The organism is Telluria mixta (assembly GCF_029223865.1).
Lineage (GTDB): Bacteria > Pseudomonadota > Gammaproteobacteria > Burkholderiales > Burkholderiaceae_D > Telluria > Telluria mixta.
Map to the genome: position 1 here is coordinate 2,336,357 of NZ_CP119520.1, position 17,795 is coordinate 2,354,151.

The 17,795-nt window shown below is 61.8% G+C and carries 15 protein-coding genes; 12 read left to right on the plus strand and 3 right to left on the minus strand.

The features are described from left to right. The first annotated feature begins 141 nt into the window (after positions 1-141). From P0M04_RS10365 to ybiA, 6 genes are all read left to right on the plus strand, one after another. Positions 142-1,353 (plus strand): extracellular catalytic domain type 2 short-chain-length polyhydroxyalkanoate depolymerase, encoded by a 1,212-nt coding sequence (locus tag P0M04_RS10365; protein WP_259452634.1) that lies wholly within the window; start codon positions 142-144, stop codon positions 1,351-1,353. A gap of 270 nt (positions 1,354-1,623) precedes the next feature. Beyond that, the gene (locus P0M04_RS10370) at positions 1,624-2,715 is read left to right on the plus strand and encodes an acyltransferase family protein (RefSeq protein ID WP_307727361.1); all 1,092 of its coding nucleotides are present in this window, start codon (positions 1,624-1,626) and stop codon (positions 2,713-2,715) included. A 73-nt stretch (positions 2,716-2,788) separates the two neighbouring features. Further along, the gene (locus P0M04_RS10375; RefSeq protein ID WP_259452636.1) at positions 2,789-3,358 is read left to right on the plus strand and encodes an HNH endonuclease; all 570 of its coding nucleotides are present in this window, start codon (positions 2,789-2,791) and stop codon (positions 3,356-3,358) included. 295 nt (positions 3,359-3,653) lie between these two features. Beyond that, the gene (locus tag P0M04_RS10380) at positions 3,654-4,862 is read left to right on the plus strand and encodes an RtcB family protein (RefSeq protein WP_259452637.1); all 1,209 of its coding nucleotides are present in this window, start codon (positions 3,654-3,656) and stop codon (positions 4,860-4,862) included. 3 nt (positions 4,863-4,865) lie between these two features. Further along, positions 4,866-5,027 carry a hypothetical protein gene (locus P0M04_RS10385; RefSeq protein WP_259452638.1) on the plus strand — a complete coding sequence of 54 codons (162 nt, stop codon included), beginning with the start codon at positions 4,866-4,868 and terminating at the stop codon, positions 5,025-5,027. An 8-nt stretch (positions 5,028-5,035) separates the two neighbouring features. Further along, entirely contained in the window at positions 5,036-5,581 is a 546-nt protein-coding gene (gene ybiA, locus P0M04_RS10390) for a riboflavin biosynthesis intermediates N-glycosidase (protein ID WP_259452639.1), read from the plus strand. 63 nt (positions 5,582-5,644) lie between these two features. On the opposite strand, the gene gyrB is transcribed toward ybiA, so the two are convergent. The 3 genes from gyrB to dnaA all read right to left on the minus strand — a co-directional run bounded on the left by gyrB (position 5,645) and on the right by dnaA (position 10,998). After that, complete coding sequence (gene gyrB / locus P0M04_RS10395; RefSeq protein WP_259452640.1) at positions 5,645-8,149, minus strand: DNA topoisomerase (ATP-hydrolyzing) subunit B; 2,505 nt, start codon at positions 8,147-8,149, stop codon at positions 5,645-5,647. A 239-nt stretch (positions 8,150-8,388) separates the two neighbouring features. Continuing rightward, positions 8,389-9,495: a DNA polymerase III subunit beta gene (dnaN, locus tag P0M04_RS10400; RefSeq protein WP_105380037.1), complete on the minus strand. Its 1,107-nt coding sequence runs from the start codon at positions 9,493-9,495 to the stop codon at positions 8,389-8,391. A gap of 90 nt (positions 9,496-9,585) precedes the next feature. Then, the gene (gene dnaA / locus P0M04_RS10405; RefSeq protein WP_259452641.1) at positions 9,586-10,998 is read right to left on the minus strand and encodes a chromosomal replication initiator protein DnaA; all 1,413 of its coding nucleotides are present in this window, start codon (positions 10,996-10,998) and stop codon (positions 9,586-9,588) included. Positions 10,999-11,354: 356 nt separating this feature from the next. Here dnaA and rpmH point away from each other — a divergent pair, with 356 nt between their 5' ends. The 6 genes from rpmH to P0M04_RS10435 all read left to right on the plus strand — a co-directional run bounded on the left by rpmH (position 11,355) and on the right by P0M04_RS10435 (position 17,769). Further along, positions 11,355-11,489: a 50S ribosomal protein L34 gene (gene rpmH, locus P0M04_RS10410; RefSeq protein WP_075796440.1), complete on the plus strand. Its 135-nt coding sequence runs from the start codon at positions 11,355-11,357 to the stop codon at positions 11,487-11,489. A gap of 34 nt (positions 11,490-11,523) precedes the next feature. Continuing rightward, complete coding sequence (gene rnpA, locus P0M04_RS10415) at positions 11,524-11,967, plus strand: ribonuclease P protein component (protein WP_259452642.1); 444 nt, start codon at positions 11,524-11,526, stop codon at positions 11,965-11,967. Next, a complete protein-coding gene (yidD, locus tag P0M04_RS10420) occupies positions 11,964-12,224 on the plus strand; it encodes a membrane protein insertion efficiency factor YidD (RefSeq protein WP_036238662.1) in 261 nt (86 codons plus the stop codon). The genes rnpA and yidD overlap by 4 nt, the downstream gene beginning before the upstream one ends. Before the next feature lie 9 nt (positions 12,225-12,233). After that, on the plus strand, positions 12,234-13,889 hold the full coding sequence (gene yidC / locus P0M04_RS10425) for a membrane protein insertase YidC (protein ID WP_259452643.1): 1,656 nt from the start codon (positions 12,234-12,236) through the stop codon (positions 13,887-13,889). 190 nt (positions 13,890-14,079) lie between these two features. Beyond that, positions 14,080-15,459, plus strand: a complete 1,380-nt coding sequence (mnmE, locus tag P0M04_RS10430; protein WP_259452644.1) for a tRNA uridine-5-carboxymethylaminomethyl(34) synthesis GTPase MnmE — start codon at positions 14,080-14,082, stop codon at positions 15,457-15,459. 222 nt (positions 15,460-15,681) lie between these two features. Beyond that, complete coding sequence (locus tag P0M04_RS10435; protein WP_259452645.1) at positions 15,682-17,769, plus strand: putative bifunctional diguanylate cyclase/phosphodiesterase; 2,088 nt, start codon at positions 15,682-15,684, stop codon at positions 17,767-17,769. The last annotated feature ends 26 nt before the right edge of the window (positions 17,770-17,795 follow it).

Sequence of the window (17,795 nt, forward strand, 5' to 3'; positions counted from 1 at the left end):
TACACGCCGCGTGCTTCAGCTCCGGATGCCTCGTTTTTTGCACAGTCGCCTGATCGGAAGCGCACATCGCTTTGCGCTTGCACATCGGTCTGCCTCATCTAAGCTGATCCGGGTCAAACCTATAAAACAATCGGAGACAGCATGACCATCCTGATCAGGGCAAGGCATCTTGCCGGCATCCTTATTGGCTTTCTCGGCACGAGCGCCTTCGCGGCGGTCGTCGTTTTACCGAAGTACAACGTCAGCGTGAACGAGGTGTCGGTGTCCGGCTTTTCGTCCGGCGCCCACATGGCGGCGCAGATGCATTTCGCGTATTCGAAAACAGTGAAAAAGGGCGCGGGCATCATCGCCGGCGGGCCGGTCTACTGTTCGCAGGGGAATGTCGCGATCTCGGTCGGCCCGTGCATGGCGAATACCGGCTCGCGCAATTTGCCGTATCTGATGTCGGTGGTGAATACGTGGTCGGGCAATGGCTATATCGACCCGACCAGCAATATGGCCGCGTCGAAGGTGTATCTGCTGTCCGGGACGATCGATTCCACGGTACGCCAGCCCGTCATGGATGATCTTAAAACGATGTACGGTGCGTACCTCCCGGCCGCCAATATCTATTACAAGAACAATCTCGCGGCCGAGCATTCGATCCCGACGGATTTCTTCGGCAACGGCTGCGCCATCAACGGCAGTCCCTACGTCAACAACTGTAACTTCGATACGGCAGGCGAGATCCTGAAATGGATTTACGGGCCGCTGAATCCCAAGAACGCGGGGACGTTAAGCGGCAGCTTCATCAACTTCGACCAGTCCGTTTTCTGGGGCAACTTCAATCCGAATTTTTATAGCATGGCGAACAGCGGCTACGCGTACGTGCCGGCCAGCTGCGCCGGGGGACAGCCGTGCCGGCTGCACGTGGCCTTCCATGGCTGCCTGCAAAGCGCATCCGTCGTCGGCTCGGCGTTTTACCAGAACGCCGGCTATAACCGCTGGGCCGATACGAACAACATCGTCGTGCTGTACCCGCAAACGATCGTCACCGCCAACAATCCGGGAGGATGCTGGGACTGGTGGGGGTATGAGGACGTGAATTTCCCGGCCAAGAGCGGCGGGCAGATGGTCGCCATCAAGACCATGATCGACAAGGTCGTCAGCGGCAACGCGGCGGCGCCGTTCACGTGCAGTCACTGGTATGCCAGCAATGTGTCGCACGTGTCGGCCGGCCGGGCTTATATCGGTGCGGATGGGCAGGTGTATGCGAAGAATTCGAACCAGTATCTCGGGTATTACATGGTGACCGCTTATACGGATGTGAGGCAGACGTCGGCGGGGTATTTCGCGTATGGAAGTTGTTCTTGAAACACTTTAGTTACTCTGCATGGCTGAAATCATGCGCAAAACGCGATTTCAGCCGTTATTTTTACGATTAATTTGCATCTTTATGTAACAGGCTTTACGAGGTGTAAAGCGTGGTCCCGCACGATTCAGCTCAGCTATGATGGCGGCCCGCTCAGCTGTTTAGGCAACATTGTTGCTCACTTGACACTGGGCAACATTGAATGGCTGGGCTTGCACATGAAAGATTTGGGAGCATCCGGACCGAACGCGACGGTCCAAAAACAGTTTGGTTTGATCAACCTCTTGAAGGCCGGTGCGGCGCAACTGATCGTCCTGCACCACCTGGCGTTCTACGGTCCGATGGCCGACGCCGCGCGGCCGCTGATGCCGCCGATTATCGACTGGCTCGACCAGTACGGCCGCATCGCCGTCCAGGCCTTCCTCGTCATCAGCGGGTTCCTCGTCGCGAAATCGCTGTCGCCGTCCGGCATGCCCGGCATCGGCAATCCGCTGGGCACGATCTGGCGCCGCTATATCAAGCTGGCGCCGCCGTTCATCGTGGCCATGTTCCTGGCGATCGGCGCCTCCGCGCTCGCGCGCACGTGGATGGTCCACGATTCGATCTCCGCCCCGCCGGACATGTCCCAGCTGGCCGCGCACATCCTGCTGCTGCACGGCGTGCTGGGCTATGAATCGCTGTCCGCCGGTGCCTGGTATGTCGCCATCGATTTCCAGCTGTATGCGCTGATCACTTGCCTGCTGTGGCTGGGTGGACGCATCGCCGGCCACCGGGTCATGCCTTGGCTGATGCCGCTGCTGGTGACCTTGGGTGTGAGCATCTCGCTGCTGTACTTCAACCGCGACGCCGAATTCGACGTGTGGGCGCCGTACTTTTTCGGCAGCTATGGCCTCGGCATCCTCGCATGGTGGGCGAGCGATCCGCGCCGGCCGTTCATCGCGACATTCTCTCTCCTGTTGATGATGGTGGTGCCGGCCGTGCTGGCGCTGGAACTGGATTTCCGGATCCGCATCGCAGTGGCGTCCGTCGTGGCCTGCTTCCTGTGCCTGTACGGCCGTACGCGGCTGAGCACGTACGCGAACTCGGGGTGGTCGGTCATCAATTACCTGGGCAAGATTTCCTATTCGATCTTCCTCGTGCACTTTCCGGTGTGCCTGGTCGTGAATGCGGCGTTCACGCGCTTCGTTCCGGATGATGCTTATTTGCAAGGCGCAGGCGTCGTGTGGGCGTGGGCGGCCAGCGTCGCGTCCGGTGCCGTGTTCCATCACTGGGTCGAGGCGCCGCTGGGCCGTTTCCTGGCCGGGTTGGCGAAACCTGTCGTGGTCCGTTCGTTCGGCGCCAAGCCCGTGAGATTGCGGGGCTGAAGTCGAAGTCAGCGCACGATTGCTGACTTTTATTTGTGTTCAGGCTACGCTGTCACTACGAAACGAAGGTGACATGATGAACACGCAAATCCTGGCACTCGATATTGCAGGGAACCCGTTCGACTGGATTGCGCCGGAGGACGCCATCCTGTACTACGCGCTCGGCAAAGTGGCCTGGGAACTGGGCGGCCGCGAATTCGTTTTCCGCGGCGGCTATTCCCGTGCGGGCGTGCAGTCGAAAATCGCCGTCAAGCCGATCATTGCCATCGCCGGCAGCGAAATCATGACGCGCATGTTCAGGACCGGCCTGCCGCTGACGCACCAGAACGACCTGCTCTTCAAACGCGACCGCTATACCTGCGCCTATTGCGGCAATCGCTTCGCGCACAAGGAACTGTCGCGCGACCATATCCTGCCGAGGTCGCGCGGCGGCAAGGATACGTGGATGAATTGCGTGACCGCCTGCAAGCGCTGTAACCAGGAAAAGGGCAATCTGCTGGTCGAGCAATTCCGGCCGCTGATTTATGTGCCGTATGTGCCGTGTCGCGCGGAGCATTATCTGCTGAGCGGGCGGAATATCCTTGCGGATCAGCATGACTATCTGACGGCGCAGTTACCCAAGCACAGCCGGTTATTGAATTGACGCTACTGTGCAAAAAACACAACATTGATGGTTTGATTGTTTGACAGGCAAGATCGAGGTAACGCAGAATCGCACCTCATCGCTTCGATCAACCCATTTCTCAAGAAAGGAACGGCAATGCCACGTACGGCTATCGACAACACGCAAGACAGATAGCCCCGAGCACCGAGCTCGGGGCCAGGCACTTATGCCTCCTCGAGCCGGCCGTTCCTTCAGAGCCCCGGCGAGGACACTCGCCGGGGTTTTTGCTTTTCAGAGCAAGAACGCCGGCATGACGAATCTTTTAGGACAAGTTATGCCCATCGTACAAACACTGCACAAGGGACGTGTCCCGGTGCACATCTATACGGACGACATCGACCACGCGGCGCTGCAGCAATTGCTGAACATCGCCAAGCTGCCGATCGTCCATCCGCACGTCGCGGCGATGCCCGACGTGCACGCTGGTGTCGGCGCGACCGTCGGCAGCGTGATCCCGACGCAGTCCGCGATCATTCCCGCCGCCGTTGGTGTCGACATCGGCTGCGGCATGAATGCCGTGCGCACGACGCTTACGGCGAGCCAGTTGCCGGATGGCCTGGCCCGCCTGCGCAGCGCCATCGAAGCGGCCGTGCCGGTCGGCTTCGGGCAGCATGCCTGGGACAAGGTGCGTGGTTCGGCCCATGCCCGCGTCGGACGGCCGCTCAATGACCGGCTGGATGTCATCGTCGGCAAGCACGGCGGCATCATGAAGATGCAGCAGAAGTTTGCACAGACGTGGATCTGCCAGTTGGGCACGCTCGGCGGCGGCAATCACTTCATCGAGATCTGTCTCGACGAAGAACAGCGCGTCTGGATCATGCTGCACTCCGGTTCGCGCGGCATCGGCAACGTCATCGGCCGCTATTTCATCGCGGCGGCGCGCAAGGACATGCAGCGTCACCAGATCCATCTGCCGGACAAGGACCTGTCCTATTTCAGCGAGGGATCGACGCTGTTCGACGACTACATCGAAGCTGTCGAGTGGGCGCAGGATTACGCGCTCATCAACCGCCGCGAAATGATGCGCCGGGTCGTCGACGTGCTTGCACAGCATGTCCCGCCGTTCAAGCTCGATGGCGAAGCGATCAATTGCCACCACAACTATGTGGCACGCGAATCGCACGGCGGCGAGCGCCTGTTCGTCACGCGCAAGGGCGCGATCTCGGCGCGTGAAGGCGAGCTCGGCATCATCCCCGGCAGCATGGGCGCGAAGAGCTACATCGTGCGCGGCAAGGGTAATCCGGAATCGTTCTGCTCATGCTCGCACGGCGCGGGACGCCACATGAGCCGCAGCGAGGCCAAGCGCAAGTTCGACCGTTTCGACCTGGCGGCGCAGACGGAAGGCATCGAATGCCGCAAGGACGGTGGCGTGGTCGACGAGATTCCGGCGGCCTACAAGGACATCGACAAGGTCATGGCGCATCAGACGGATCTGGTCGAGGTCGTGCAAACGCTGCGCCAGGTGGTGTGCATCAAGGGGTAAGACATGAAGATCAAATCGATCAAGCCGCGTAATCCGCATGCGGTCGCGGCTAAACAGCGCAATGCGGGTGCGCATGGGGCGTATCAGGCGGGGCGCAGGCAGCGTCGTACGGAGAAGCAGGCGCTGCGCGCATGGGTCATCGACGAATATAGAAAAGAAGAATGAGGTATCTGATGGACGACACGCAATTTCTCGAAGATTTACGCCGAAGACACCTTGCTGGCGAGGCATTGAAGTATCTCTTTTTCTGGGGACACCAACCAGGAAAGGCAGGCATTACCTCGTCCTGTTTTAGTCAGTGGTACGAGGCACCGTTCGTGATAGATGGGCAGCGCTACGCCACGGCCGAGCATTACATGATGGCAGAAAAGGCGGTGCTGTTCGGTGATCCCTCGGCACGAGTACGTGTACTGCAAGCTCCTACGCCAGGTGCGGCGAAAGCGCTAGGCCGAAGCGTATCTGGATTTGATGAGGCAGTCTGGGTCGAACATCGCTTTTCGATTGTCGTTCGGGCCAATCAGGCCAAGTTCACGCAAAATCCGGAGCTTGGCATTTTTCTGAAACAGAGCGGGGCACGCATTCTCGTCGAAGCGAGTCCGGTCGATAGCATCTGGGGCATCGGTCTTGCTCAAGATGATGAGAGAGCGAAGAACCCGAGCCAGTGGTTGGGTTTGAATCTCCTTGGTTTCGCACTGATGGAGATTCGAAATGGCCTCTAGTGCGCCTCTAAAGTAAAACGGCCAACCTTGTTCGGTTGGCCGTTCATTTGGATACCAGCGACGTCAGACGTCGATATTCCCCGCCTGCAGCGCATTCGACTCAATAAAGTTCCGGCGCGGCTCCACTTCATCCCCCATCAGCGTGGTAAAGATCTGGTCGGCGGCAATCGCATCCTCGATCTGCACCTTCAGCAGGCGACGCACGGTCGGATCCATGGTCGTTTCCCACAGCTGCTCGGGATTCATCTCGCCCAGCCCTTTATAGCGTTGCTTGGAGACGCCACGCTCGGCTTCCTCGCGCAGCCATTCCATGGCCTGCTGGAAGTCGCGCACGGCGAATTCCTTCATCTTCTCGCCTTCGCCGCGGCGGATGATCGCGCCGTCGCCCATCAGGCCCTGGAACGTCTCCGCCGAGTTTTCCAGCGTCTTGTAATCCGCGCTGGCGACAAAGTCGGCGTCGATCGACGTCACCTGCACGTTGCCGTAGTGGATGCGCTCGATGCGCAGGCTGTGCTTGTCGGACAGTTCGTCCGAACGCACGCCCACCTTCACGCTCGGGTCGTGGATCGCGTCGGCCATGGCCTGGGCCGATTTCTCGGCCGCTTCCTGGGTCGACAGGTCCAGCTTCACGCCGGTCATGATGGCGGACAGGGCGGCGCGGTCGATCACGCGCGACAGGCGCATCATGATCGCGTTGGCCTTGTTGTACTTGTCGACCAGGTCGCCCAGCGCACCGTCGGTGATCGCCTCCGCGCCTTCCTTCGGCAGCAGGGCGGCGCCGTTCAGCGCGAAACGCATCATGTAGCTCGCTTCCTCGACGTCGTCCTTGAGGTAGCGCTCATCGCGGCCGGCCTTGACCTTGTACAGCGGCGGTTGCGCGATGTAGATATGGCCGCGCTCGACCAGCTGCGGCATCTGGCGGTAGAACAAGGTCAGCAGCAGGGTGCGGATGTGGGCACCGTCGACGTCCGCGTCGGTCATGATGATGATGCGGTGGTAGCGCAGCTTGTCGACGTTGAACTCGTCCGGGCCGATCGACGTGCCGAGCGTCGCGATCAGGGTCGTGATCTGTTCCGACGACAGCATCTTTTCGAAGCGCGCCTTTTCCACGTTCAGCACCTTGCCGCGCAGCGGCAGGATGGCCTGGAACTTACGGTCGCGACCCTGCTTGGCGGAACCGCCTGCGGAGTCACCCTCGACGATGTACAGCTCGGCCAGCGCCGGGTCGCGTTCCTGGCAGTCGGCCAGCTTCGACGACAGGCCCAGGCCGTCCATCACACCCTTGCGGCGGGTGAGGTCGCGGGCCTTGCGGGCTGCTTCGCGCGCACGCGCCGCTTCCACGATCTTGCCGCAGATGATCTTGGCGTCGTTCGGCTTTTCCATCAGGAAGTCGGTGAGCGTCTTCGCCACGATCTCTTCGACCGGGCCGCGCACTTCCGACGACACGAGCTTGTCTTTCGTTTGCGACGAGAACTTCGGCTCAGGCACTTTCACCGACAGCACGCAGGTGAGACCTTCGCGCATGTCGTCGCCCGAGATTTCGACCTTGGCCTTCTTGGCGAAGTCGTTCTCGTCGATGTATTTGTTGATCACGCGCGTCATTGCCGCGCGCAGGCCGGTCAGGTGGGTGCCGCCGTCGCGCTGCGGGATGTTGTTCGTGAAGCAGAGCACTTGCTCGTTGTACGCGTCGTTCCACTGCATCGACACGTCGACCGAGACGTTGGTGCCGTTTTCCGACACGCGCTCGCCCGTCGCCTGGAACACGGTCGGGTGCAGGACGGTCTTGGCCTTGTTGATGTACTCCACGAAGCCGCGGGTGCCACCTTCGAAGGCGAAGATTTCTTCCTTGCCGGTGCGCTGGTCGCTCAGCTTGATGTTGACGCCGTTGTTCAGGAACGAGAGTTCGCGGATACGCTTGCTCAGGATCTCGTAATGGAACTCGACGTGCGAGAAGATTTCCTCGTCGGCCCAGAAATGGACTTCCGTGCCGCGCTTGTCGGTTTCGCCGATGACCTTGATCGGCGAGACTTCGAAGCCGTCGCGGATTTCGATTTCGCGGTTCAGCGGAACGCCGCGCTCGAATTCCATCTGGTGCACTTTGCCGTTCTGGCGGACGGTCACGCGCAGCAGCTTCGACAGCGCGTTCACGCACGAGACGCCGACGCCGTGCAGGCCGCCCGACACTTTATAGGCGTTCTGGTTGAATTTGCCGCCGGCGTGCAGTTCCGTCAGGGCGATCTCGGTCGCCGAGCGTTTCGGCTCGTGCTTGTCGTCCATCTTGATGCCGGTCGGGATGCCGCGGCCGTTGTCGGTGATCGAGACCGAATTGTCGGAATGGATCGTGACGTGGATTTCGGTGCAGTAGCCAGCCAGGGCCTCGTCGATCGAGTTATCGAGCACCTCGAACACCAGGTGATGCAGGCCGGTGCCGTCCGACGTGTCGCCGATGTACATGCCCGGACGCTTGCGTACCGCTTCCAGGCCTTCCAGGATCTGGATCGACGAGGCGCCGTACTCTTCCGCCTTGGCAGGGGAGGATTCCAAAACTGCTTGAGTGTTCTCGGACATGACTGCTTTCTCAAATAACGTGTGAATCAGACGGCGGGCCGGTGGCCTGCTGTCTAGATCGTCAATCAATACGGGGAGCGAACTTGGGTTCCCGCCTTCGCGGGAACGACGGAGCCGAGGTACGCGGCCTCAAGACCGTCGTTTCCGGCACTGCCGGAACCGACTCCCTGCGCAGGCAGGGACCCAATTACTGCTTGAATCCCCGCATACAGGACGAATATATGGACGTTTCGCCCTAATTAAATACGCATCGGCATGACGACATACTTGAAGTCGCCATTTTCCGGAATCGACATCAGCGCCGACGAATTCGAATCGCCCAGCGAGATATTCACCTGGTCGCACTTCAGGTTGTTCAGCACGTCCAGCAGGTACGTGACGTTGAAACCGATGTCGATCGTGTCGCCGCCGTAGTCGATTTCCAGTTCTTCCACCGCTTCCTCCTGGTCGGCGTTGGTCGAGCTGATCTTCATCGAGCCCGGGGCGATCATGCAGCGCACGCCCTTGAACTTGTCGCTCGTCATGATCGCGGCGCGCTGCAGCGAGCGCAGCAGTTCGTCGCGGCTGATCGTGAAGTCGTTCTTGTAGCCCTTCGGGATCACGCGGGTGTAATCCGGGAACTTGCCTTCGACCAGCTTCGAGACGAGCTCGATGTCGGCGAACGTCAGCTTGACCTGCGAGGCGGCGATGTCCAGGCGGACTTCGTCGTCGCTTTCTTCCAGCAGGCGCTGCAGTTCCAGGATGGTCTTGCGCGGGATGATGACTTCCTGGCGTTCGAACGTTTGTTCCGCCGTCACCTGGGAGAATGCCAGGCGGTGGCCGTCGGTGGCGACGGCGATCACGTTGTTACCGTCCAGCACCAGCAGCAGGCCGTTCAGGTAGTAGCGGATGTCTTGCTGGGCCATCGCGAAGTGCACCATGTTGAACAGGTGCTTCAGCGTTTTCTGCGGCAGCGTGACGGTCGCGTTGTAGGTGTCGGCCACGGACACGGTCGGGAATTCCTCGGCCGCCAGCGTCTGCAGTGCGAAGCGCGACTTGCCGCTCTGGACGGTCAGGCGCTTGTTCAGCAGGGTCATCGTGACGTCGCCCGATTCCGGCAGGGCGCGCAGGATGTCGAGCAGCTTGCGCGCCGCGACAGTCGTGCCGGTCTCTTCAGGGCCCGAACCGATGTTGGCCAGGGTCGTGATCTGCACCTCGGTGTCGGTCGACAGGAACGAGACGCTCTCGCCATTCTTGCGGATGAGGATATTGGCCAGAATCGGCATGGTGTGCCGACGCTCGACAATACCACTCACGATCTGCAGTGGCCGGAGAAGCGTGTCTCGGGTGGATTTGACCAGTTGCATAAATATCCTCGGTTATGGGTAAAAATGTTGTTCGTGCAATATTTTGCCAGAAATCATCGGGGGCACAGCCTTTTCCCCCGCGTTCACGCATCAGCCTTTCAGGGTCTGTTCCAGCACGTGCAATTCGTGGTTGCACTCGGCGTTCTTGGTGCGGTCCTGGGCGATCTTGCGGACTGCGTGCAGCACCGTCGTATGGTCGCGGCCGCCGAACAGTTCGCCGATTTCCGGCAGACTCTTCTGCGTCAGCTCTTTCGCCAGGTACATCGCGATCTGGCGCGGACGCGCGATGTTGGCCGGGCGGCGTTTCGAATACATGTCTGCGACCTTGATGTTGAAGAAATCGGCCACGGTCTTCTGGATGTTTTCCACGGAGATCTGGCGGTTCTGCACGGACAGCAGGTCTTTCAGTGCTTCCTTCACGACGTCGATCGTGATGTCCTTGCCGTGGAAGCGCGAGTACGCGAGGATTTTCCTCAACGCGCCTTCCAGTTCACGCACGTTCGAGCGCAGGTGTTTCGCGACGAAGAAGGCGACGTCGTCGTTCAGCATCACGCCTTCCGATTCCGCCTTCTTCATCAGGATCGCCACGCGCATTTCCAGTTCCGGCGGTTCGATCGCGACCGTCAGGCCCGAGTCGAAGCGCGAGATCAGGCGGTCGTCCATGCCGGTGATCTCTTTCGGATAGGTATCCGACGTGATGATGATCTGCTTTTTCGCTGCGATCAGTGCCTCGAACGCATAGAAGAATTCTTCCTGCGTGCGGCTCTTGCCACCGAAGAATTGAATATCGTCGATGAGCAGCATGTCCAGCGAGTGATAGTAATGCTTGAAGTCGTCGAAGCCTTTGCGCTGGTACGCGGTCACGACGTCGCGCACGTACTGTTCCGCGTGGATATAGCGGATGCGCGCGCCCGGCTGGTCGGCCATCACCTGGTTGCCGATCGCGTGGATCAAGTGCGTTTTACCGAGGCCCACGCCGCCGTAGAAGAACAGCGGGTTGTACGAGACGCCCGGGTTGTTGGCGACCTGGATCGCAGCGGCGCGCGCCAGCTGGTTCGCCTTACCGGTCACGAAGTTCTCGAACGTGAGGTCCGGGTTGACGCGGCTCTGCTCGCGGCGCGGATTGTTCGCGATGACATTGTCCGGCGTGACGACAGGCATCTCCGGCACGGTCTTGTCGGCGGCGGCGTTGATGCCCAGCGCACCGCTGCTGGACGGCATCGGGGCAGGGGCCGACGATGCCGGTTTCTTCGGCGCGCTGTTCTTCGGGTCGAGCACGAACTGCACGTCGACCGGCCGCTGATAATGCTCGGACGCCAGCGCGGTGATGCGGTTGGCGAATTGCGACTTCACCCAGTCGAGCTTGAAGCGATTGGGCGCCGCAATGCGCAGCTTGCCGTCCTCGTAGTCGAGGGCGACAAGTGGTTTGATCCACGCGGTATATTGCTGCGGTGTCAGCTCGAGCTCCAACTGGTTGGAACAGGTCTGCCAAAAGTTATCCATACATCGACTAAGTTAAGCGTAACACTCTATTTTACCTGTGTTCTCGCAAGTTATCCACAGGCGATACAGGAATTTTCCACCGAAACGCGAACGCTTGACGTGCATGCGCAACCGTTTGCGGCGCACAATAAAGCGACCTTGACACAACGGTCGCCTTGACAGTTGAAGTAAAAATGCTGAATAATTCAGGGTTCCCCGCCCGTACGCCTTGTTAATCCAACAAATGGCACACAGGCGACAAGCTTTGCTGTGGCGTGACGCTGGCTTAACAACTGCGAAATGTCATTGGCGCAATGCTGACTCAGTGTGAGCTCAGCCCCGATTTTGCATCTATTTTGCTTTAAGCGAGACCACCAATGAAACGTACTTACCAACCTTCCGTCGTTCGTCGCAAGCGCACGCACGGCTTCCGCGCACGTATGGCTACCCGTGGTGGCCGTCTGGTTCTGAACGCTCGCCGCGCCAAGGGCCGCAAGCGCCTGGCTGTCTAAGCCCGGAAAGCCGCATCGACCACGCCTACGACATATGTCAGGCGAAGGTTCGCACGACTTCGCGCGCGTTCGGCGTATCGTAAAAACGGATGAGTTTTCATCCGTTTTTCGTTTGCGCCCTGCACAAAAAACCGCGCATTTCGTGCTCTATACCCGACCGAATGCCCTGCCTCATGCGCGGCTGGGCGTCGTCGCGGCCAAACGTTTTGCGCCGCGCGCGGTCACGCGCAACACCATCAAGCGCATCACCCGCGAACTGTTCCGGACCACGCCGCTGCCGGCGCTCGACTGCATCGTACGCTTGTCGCGTCCGGTCAACGGCAAGGACGGTCCGGCGACGACGTCCGCGTTGAAGGCACAGTTGCGCGTGGAGCTGGCGCGTCTGTTCGCGTCGCAGTTGCCGCGTCCACGCAAAGCCCAGGCCGCTCCACAGGCGGCGAGCGTTGCGCCTTCAGGTTCGCAACCGGGACTATCATGAACCGGTTGCTTGTCTGGCTGTTGCGCGGTTACCAGTTGCTGGTGTCTCCGATGCTCGGACAGAACTGCCGTTTCTATCCGACCTGTTCCAATTACGCGATCGAGGCCGTCAAGATCCACGGCGCCGCGCGCGGCGGATGGCTGGCTCTGCGCCGCGTCTGCCGCTGCCATCCGTGGAACGACGGCGGCGTCGACCTGGTACCGCGTCCCGGGGAGCAGCATTCCTCACCAACCGCTTGCGGTTGCAAGCATTCCTGAATAAGACCAATGGAAATCAATAAACGTACCATCCTGTGGATCGTGTTCGCCGTCTCGCTGGTCGTCCTGTGGAACGACTGGATGGTGGCCAACGGCAAGCAGTCGATGTTCTCGGCGCAGCCGCCGGCCAAGGTCGCGCAGGCCCCAAACCCGGCCAAGCCGAATGACCTGCCGACGGCCGCAACGCAGACTCCGGCCGGCACCGTCCCGGGCACGCCCGCGGCACCCGCGCCCGTGCAGACCCAGGTCATCACCGTCAGCACCGACGTCTATAAAGTCGACATCGACACGGCCGGCGGCGTGATCCGTCGCCTGGAACTGCTGAAATACCGCGACAAGGTCGACCAGACCAAGAACCAGGTGCTGTTCCAGGCCAACGGTCCGCGCGTCTACCTGGCCCAGACGGGCCTGACCGGCGCCAGCGCGGCCGGCGTCCTGCCGAACCACAACACCCCGTTCACGGTCCGTCCTGGCCCGCGCGCGCTGGACAGCAACAACCAGGTGCAGGTCGTGCTGGACGCGGAGCAGGGCGGCGTGCGCCTGACCAAGACCTTCACGTTCAAGCGCAACGACTACGTGATCGACGTGCGCCACGACGTGACGAACCTGACCCAGGCACCGGTGACCCCGTCGCTGTACTTCCAGCTCGAACATGACGGCATGAAGCCGGAAGGCGACACGTACTTCAACAGCAGCTACACGGGCCCGACCCTGTGGACGCCGGAAGAGCACTACCAGAAGCTGACCTTCGAAAAGATCGGCAAGGGCTCGGCCGAGCACGCGAAGACCGCGAAGGATGGCTGGATCGCGATCTCGCAGCACTTCTTCGTCTCGGCCTTCATCCCGCCGGCGAACACGCAGCGCGACATCTACACGAAGTCGCTGGGTAACAACCTGTTCGCGATCGGCGCCGTCGAGCCGCTGGGCACCGTGGCTCCGGGCGCGACCGTCTCGAACGCCGCGCGCCTGTACTCGGGCCCGCAGGTGCAGAGCCTGCTGGAAGGCGTGACCCCGGGCCTCGACCTGGTGCGCGACTACGCGTGGGCGGCGATCATCGCCAAGCCGATCTTCGCCACGATGAACTGGCTGCACTCGATGATCGGCAACTGGGGCTGGACCATCATCGCCTTCACGATCCTGATCAAGCTGCTGTTCTTCCCGCTGTCCGCGGCCGGCTACCGCAGCATGGCCAAGATGAAGACGGTGACGCCGAAGATGCAGGCGATCCGCGAGCGTTTCAAAAACGATCCGGTCAAGATGCAGCAGGCCACGATGGAGCTGTACAAGGCCGAGAAAATCAACCCGCTGGGCGGCTGCCTGCCGATCCTCGTGCAGATGCCGGTGTTCCTGGCCCTGTACTGGGTGCTGCAGGCCGCGGTCGAGATGCGCGGCGCACCGTGGGTGGGCTGGATCCACGACCTGACGGCACCGGACCCGTACTTCATCCTGCCGATCCTGTACGCGATCTCGATGTTCATCACGCAGAAGCTGAACCCGCAGCCGGCCGATCCGGTGCAGGCCAAGATGATGATGTTCATGCCGCTGGCGTTCTCGGTCATCTTCCTGTTCTTCCCGTCCGGCCTCGTGCTGTACTGGGTCGTGAACAACCTGATCTCGATGGCGCAGCAGTACGTCATCACCAAGAAGTTCGCGCCGGCCAAGTAACTCCGGCCTCGTGAGCGAAAAGCCCGTGTCCGCACGGGCTTTTTTATTGTTGGCAGCAGCCCGTCGTTCCCGCGCAGGCGGGAACCCAATTTGCACGCGTTACCACGGCGCCGGCAGTACTTGGGTCCCCGCCTTCGCGGGGACGACGTTCATGGGCATCAGTCCGACTAATAATCTACAATCCCACCCCATGAAACTCGACACCTCCCCCATCGCCGCCATCGCCACCGCCCCCGGCCGCGGCGGCATCGGCGTGGTGCGCGCCTCCGGCAAGGACTTGTCCGCCCTCGCGGCCGCGCTGTTCCCCGGCACGAAGCTCACGCCCCGCCACGCCACCTATGTGCCGTTCAAGGACGCCGCGGGCACCGTCATCGACGAGGGCCTCGCGCTGTACTTCAAGGCGCCGCATTCGTACACGGGCGAGGACGTGCTGGAACTGCAGGGCCACGGCGGCCCCGTCGTGCTGCGCATGCTGCTCGCGCGCGTGCTGGAGGCAGGCCGCGACCTGGACCTGCGCCTCGCCGAGCCGGGCGAATTCACGCGCCGCGCCTTCCTGAACGACAAGCTCGACCTCGCGCAGGCGGAAGCCGTGGCCGACCTGATCGACGCGTCCACCGAGGCCGCCGCGAAATCGGCGTCGCAATCGCTGTCCGGCGCCTTTTCGAAGGTCGTCCATGAACTGGTCGAGAAGACGATCAACCTGCGCATGCTCGTCGAGGCCACGCTCGACTTCCCGGAAGAGGAGATCGACTTCCTCGAGAAGTCCAATGCACGCGGCCAGTTGAAGGGCATCGTCGACGCGCTGGAAGCCGTGTTCCGCCAGGCGGCCCAGGGCGCGTTGCTGCGCGAGGGTTTGAATGTCGTGCTGGTCGGCCAGCCGAACGTCGGCAAATCGTCGCTGCTGAACGCACTGGCCGGATCGGACGTCGCCATCGTCACGCCGATCGCGGGCACGACGCGCGATAAAGTCAGCGAGACGATCCAGGTCGAGGGCATCCCGCTGAACATCGTCGACACGGCCGGCATCCGCGCCATCGACGAGGGCATCGACGTCGTCGAGCGCATCGGCATCGAGCGCACGTGGGGCGAGGTCGGCAAGGCGGACGTGATCCTGCACCTGCTCGACGCGAGCCTCGGCCCGGCCAAGGCCGACGAGGAGATCGTCGCCGCATTCCCGGCCGGCGTGCCCGTCGTGCGCATCTGGAACAAGATCGACCTGTCCGGCCACCAGCCGTCCGTGGACCCGGGCGCGGACGCGGTCAACATCTATTTGTCCGCGCACGAGAAGATCGGTATCGACCTGCTGCGCGCGGAACTGCTGCGCATCGCCGGCTGGCAGCAGACGGGCGAATCGCTGTACCTCGCGCGCGAACGCCACCTTGTCGCGCTGCGCCAGGCGCGCGAGCACCTGCGGTACGCCGCCGAGCACGCGGCGCAGGACGACCAGTCGCTGGATCTCTTTGCCGAGGAGCTGCGGCTCGCGCAGGACCAGCTGTCCAGCATCACGGGGCAGTTCACGCCGGATGATCTGCTGGGTGTGATCTTCAGCCGGTTCTGCATCGGTAAATAGACCGTTCCGGATGTGTGCTGGCGGCGTCCCGGATCAACTGGTGCGCCGCGCCAGCCTGAACATGTGCTCGCCCGTCCTTCCGGGCATGCCGCACGGCACGTACTGGACGGATCGCCGGATCGGGCGCAGGCTGGCCCCATGGTGCTGCGGACCTGGCCGGGGCGTCCGCGCCGCGAACCAGTCCTCATTCCAACGGTCGAAGTCGGGTACGCGGGAGACGCCATGGCGAATCGAGTCCTCATCATTTCCGCCGTCACGGACGACGTGCTTGCCCTCAGGGACGCGCTGGGCAATGCGCGCGACGGCCCGTTCGACGTGGAAGACGTTCCCGCCCTCGCTGCCGGCGTGCAGCGGCTGGCGGCGGGCGGCATCGATGCGGTCCTCTTGAACCTGACGCTGCCCGATGCGCAGGGCATGACCTGTTTCGACCGGTTGTACGAGGCAGCCTGCCACATACCCATCCTGACGCTGTGCGATCTCGACGACGAAGCCCAGGCCAAGGAAGCGGTCCAGCGCGGTGCCCAGGGCTGGCTGTCGCGGGGGTACTTCGACAATTACCTGGTGCCGCAATCGCTGCGCAACGTCATCGAACGCATGAAGGTGGAGCAGCGCCTGTACATCGCCCAGACCCGCGCGCAGATCACGCTCAACTCGATCGGCGATGCCGTCATCTCGGTCGACATGCATGGCTGTGTCGATTACCTGAACGTCGCGGCGGAACGGATGACCGGCTGGTCGCGCGACGAGGCGCGCGGGCGGCGCGTCGACGACATCCTGGCGATCGTCGACAACGTCACCGGGCGGCCGATCCCCAATCCGCTCGAATACATCCTGCGCGGCGACCCGTCCGCCGACCTGGCGGACGAGTGCGTGCTCATCGACCGCCAGGGCAGCCGCCTTCCGATCGAGGATTCGGCCGCGCCGATCCATGACTGGAACCGACATCTCGTCGGTGCGGTGATGGTGTTCCGCGACATCTCCCACAACGTGGCGTTGACGGCGAAGATGCGGCATCTGGCGCAACACGACTTCCTGACCAACCTGCCCAGCCGCATGCTGTTGAACGACCGCGTCTCGCTGGCGATCGCCCTGGCCAGGCGCAGCAACGCGTATCCGGTCCTGCTGTTCCTCGATCTCGACAAATTCAAGCACATCAACGATTCGCTCGGGCACGGCGTCGGCGACCAGCTCCTGCAGGCGGTCGCGGAACGCCTGCTGGCCTGCGTGCGCACGTCCGATACCGTCAGCCGCTACGGCGGCGACGAGTTCGTGATCCTGCTCGCCGACGAGCGTCATCCGCAGGACGCGGCGCTGACGGCGGAAAAGATCCTGCATGCGCTCGCCACGCCGTTCCTGATCGGCGAACAGGAATTGCACACCTCGACCAGCATCGGGATCGGCGTCTTTCCGTTCGACGGTACCGATGCGGTCACGCTCATCAAGAATGCCGATACGGCCATGTATCACGCAAAAGAACGTGGGCGTAATAACTACCAGTTCTTCCACCAGGCCATGAACCAGCGCGCCGTGGAGAGGCAATTGATCGAAAGCAATCTACGGCGTGCGCTGGAGCAGTCCGAGTTCACGCTGCACTACCAGCCGAAGGTCGACCTGCAGAACCATCGCATCACCGGCGTCGAGGCATTGCTGCGCTGGATGCATCCGGAATGGGGGCTGGTGCAGCCGGAGCGGTTCATCGCCATCGCCGAGGAATGCGGCCTGATCGTGCCGATCGGGCGCTGGGTGTTACGCGAAGCCTGCCTGCAAATCGTGCGCTGGCGCGAGGCGAGCATCCCGGGCGTGTCGATCGCGGTCAATGTGTCCGCCGTCGAATTCCGCCAGCGCGATTTTTTCGACCACGCACTGGCCATCCTCGAGGAAACGGGGGCCGATCCGGCCTGCCTGCAGCTCGAGCTGACCGAAACGGTCTTGATGCGCGACGTCGCCACGAGCGCGGACCTGCTGGCGAGGTTCAAGGCGCTCGGCGTCAAGATTGCCGTGGATGATTTTGGTACCGGCTATTCGAGCCTGAGCTACCTGAGCCAGTTTCCGATCGACGTGCTCAAGATCGACCAGTCGTTCGTCAGGGCGATCGACGGCGAAGCGGGAAAGAACGGTGCCATCGTCGGCGCGGTGATCGACATGGGCAGGAACCTGCACCAGCGCGTCATTGCCGAAGGCGTCGAGGACGAGGAACAGCTCGCCTTTCTCAAGGCACACGAGTGCAATGAGGCGCAGGGGTATCTGTTCAGCCGGCCGGTCGATGCCGCGCTGATGCAGGCCATGTTCGGCACCGGCATCGCAGCCTGATGCCGAGGCGGTCAGGACGACAGATG

What these genes read in the sequence shown, in the direction of transcription:
- P0M04_RS10365 (WP_259452634.1), top strand. Translation starts at nt 142, where the DNA reads ATGACCATCCTGATCAGGGCAAGGCATCTTGCCGGCATCCTTATTGGC.
- P0M04_RS10375 (WP_259452636.1), top strand. Translation starts at nt 2,789, where the DNA reads ATGATGAACACGCAAATCCTGGCACTCGATATTGCAGGGAACCCGTTC.
- P0M04_RS10380 (WP_259452637.1), top strand. Translation starts at nt 3,654, where the DNA reads ATGCCCATCGTACAAACACTGCACAAGGGACGTGTCCCGGTGCACATC.
- P0M04_RS10385 (WP_259452638.1), top strand. Translation starts at nt 4,866, where the DNA reads ATGAAGATCAAATCGATCAAGCCGCGTAATCCGCATGCGGTCGCGGCT.
- ybiA (WP_259452639.1), top strand. Translation starts at nt 5,036, where the DNA reads ATGGACGACACGCAATTTCTCGAAGATTTACGCCGAAGACACCTTGCT.
- gyrB (WP_259452640.1), bottom strand. Translation starts at nt 8,149, where the DNA reads ATGTCCGAGAACACTCAAGCAGTTTTGGAATCCTCCCCTGCCAAGGCG.
- dnaN (WP_105380037.1), bottom strand. Translation starts at nt 9,495, where the DNA reads ATGCAACTGGTCAAATCCACCCGAGACACGCTTCTCCGGCCACTGCAG.
- dnaA (WP_259452641.1), bottom strand. Translation starts at nt 10,998, where the DNA reads ATGGATAACTTTTGGCAGACCTGTTCCAACCAGTTGGAGCTCGAGCTG.
- rpmH (WP_075796440.1), top strand. Translation starts at nt 11,355, where the DNA reads ATGAAACGTACTTACCAACCTTCCGTCGTTCGTCGCAAGCGCACGCAC.
- rnpA (WP_259452642.1), top strand. Translation starts at nt 11,524, where the DNA reads ATGTCAGGCGAAGGTTCGCACGACTTCGCGCGCGTTCGGCGTATCGTA.
- yidD (WP_036238662.1), top strand. Translation starts at nt 11,964, where the DNA reads ATGAACCGGTTGCTTGTCTGGCTGTTGCGCGGTTACCAGTTGCTGGTG.
- yidC (WP_259452643.1), top strand. Translation starts at nt 12,234, where the DNA reads ATGGAAATCAATAAACGTACCATCCTGTGGATCGTGTTCGCCGTCTCG.
- mnmE (WP_259452644.1), top strand. Translation starts at nt 14,080, where the DNA reads ATGAAACTCGACACCTCCCCCATCGCCGCCATCGCCACCGCCCCCGGC.
- P0M04_RS10435 (WP_259452645.1), top strand. Translation starts at nt 15,682, where the DNA reads ATGGCGAATCGAGTCCTCATCATTTCCGCCGTCACGGACGACGTGCTT.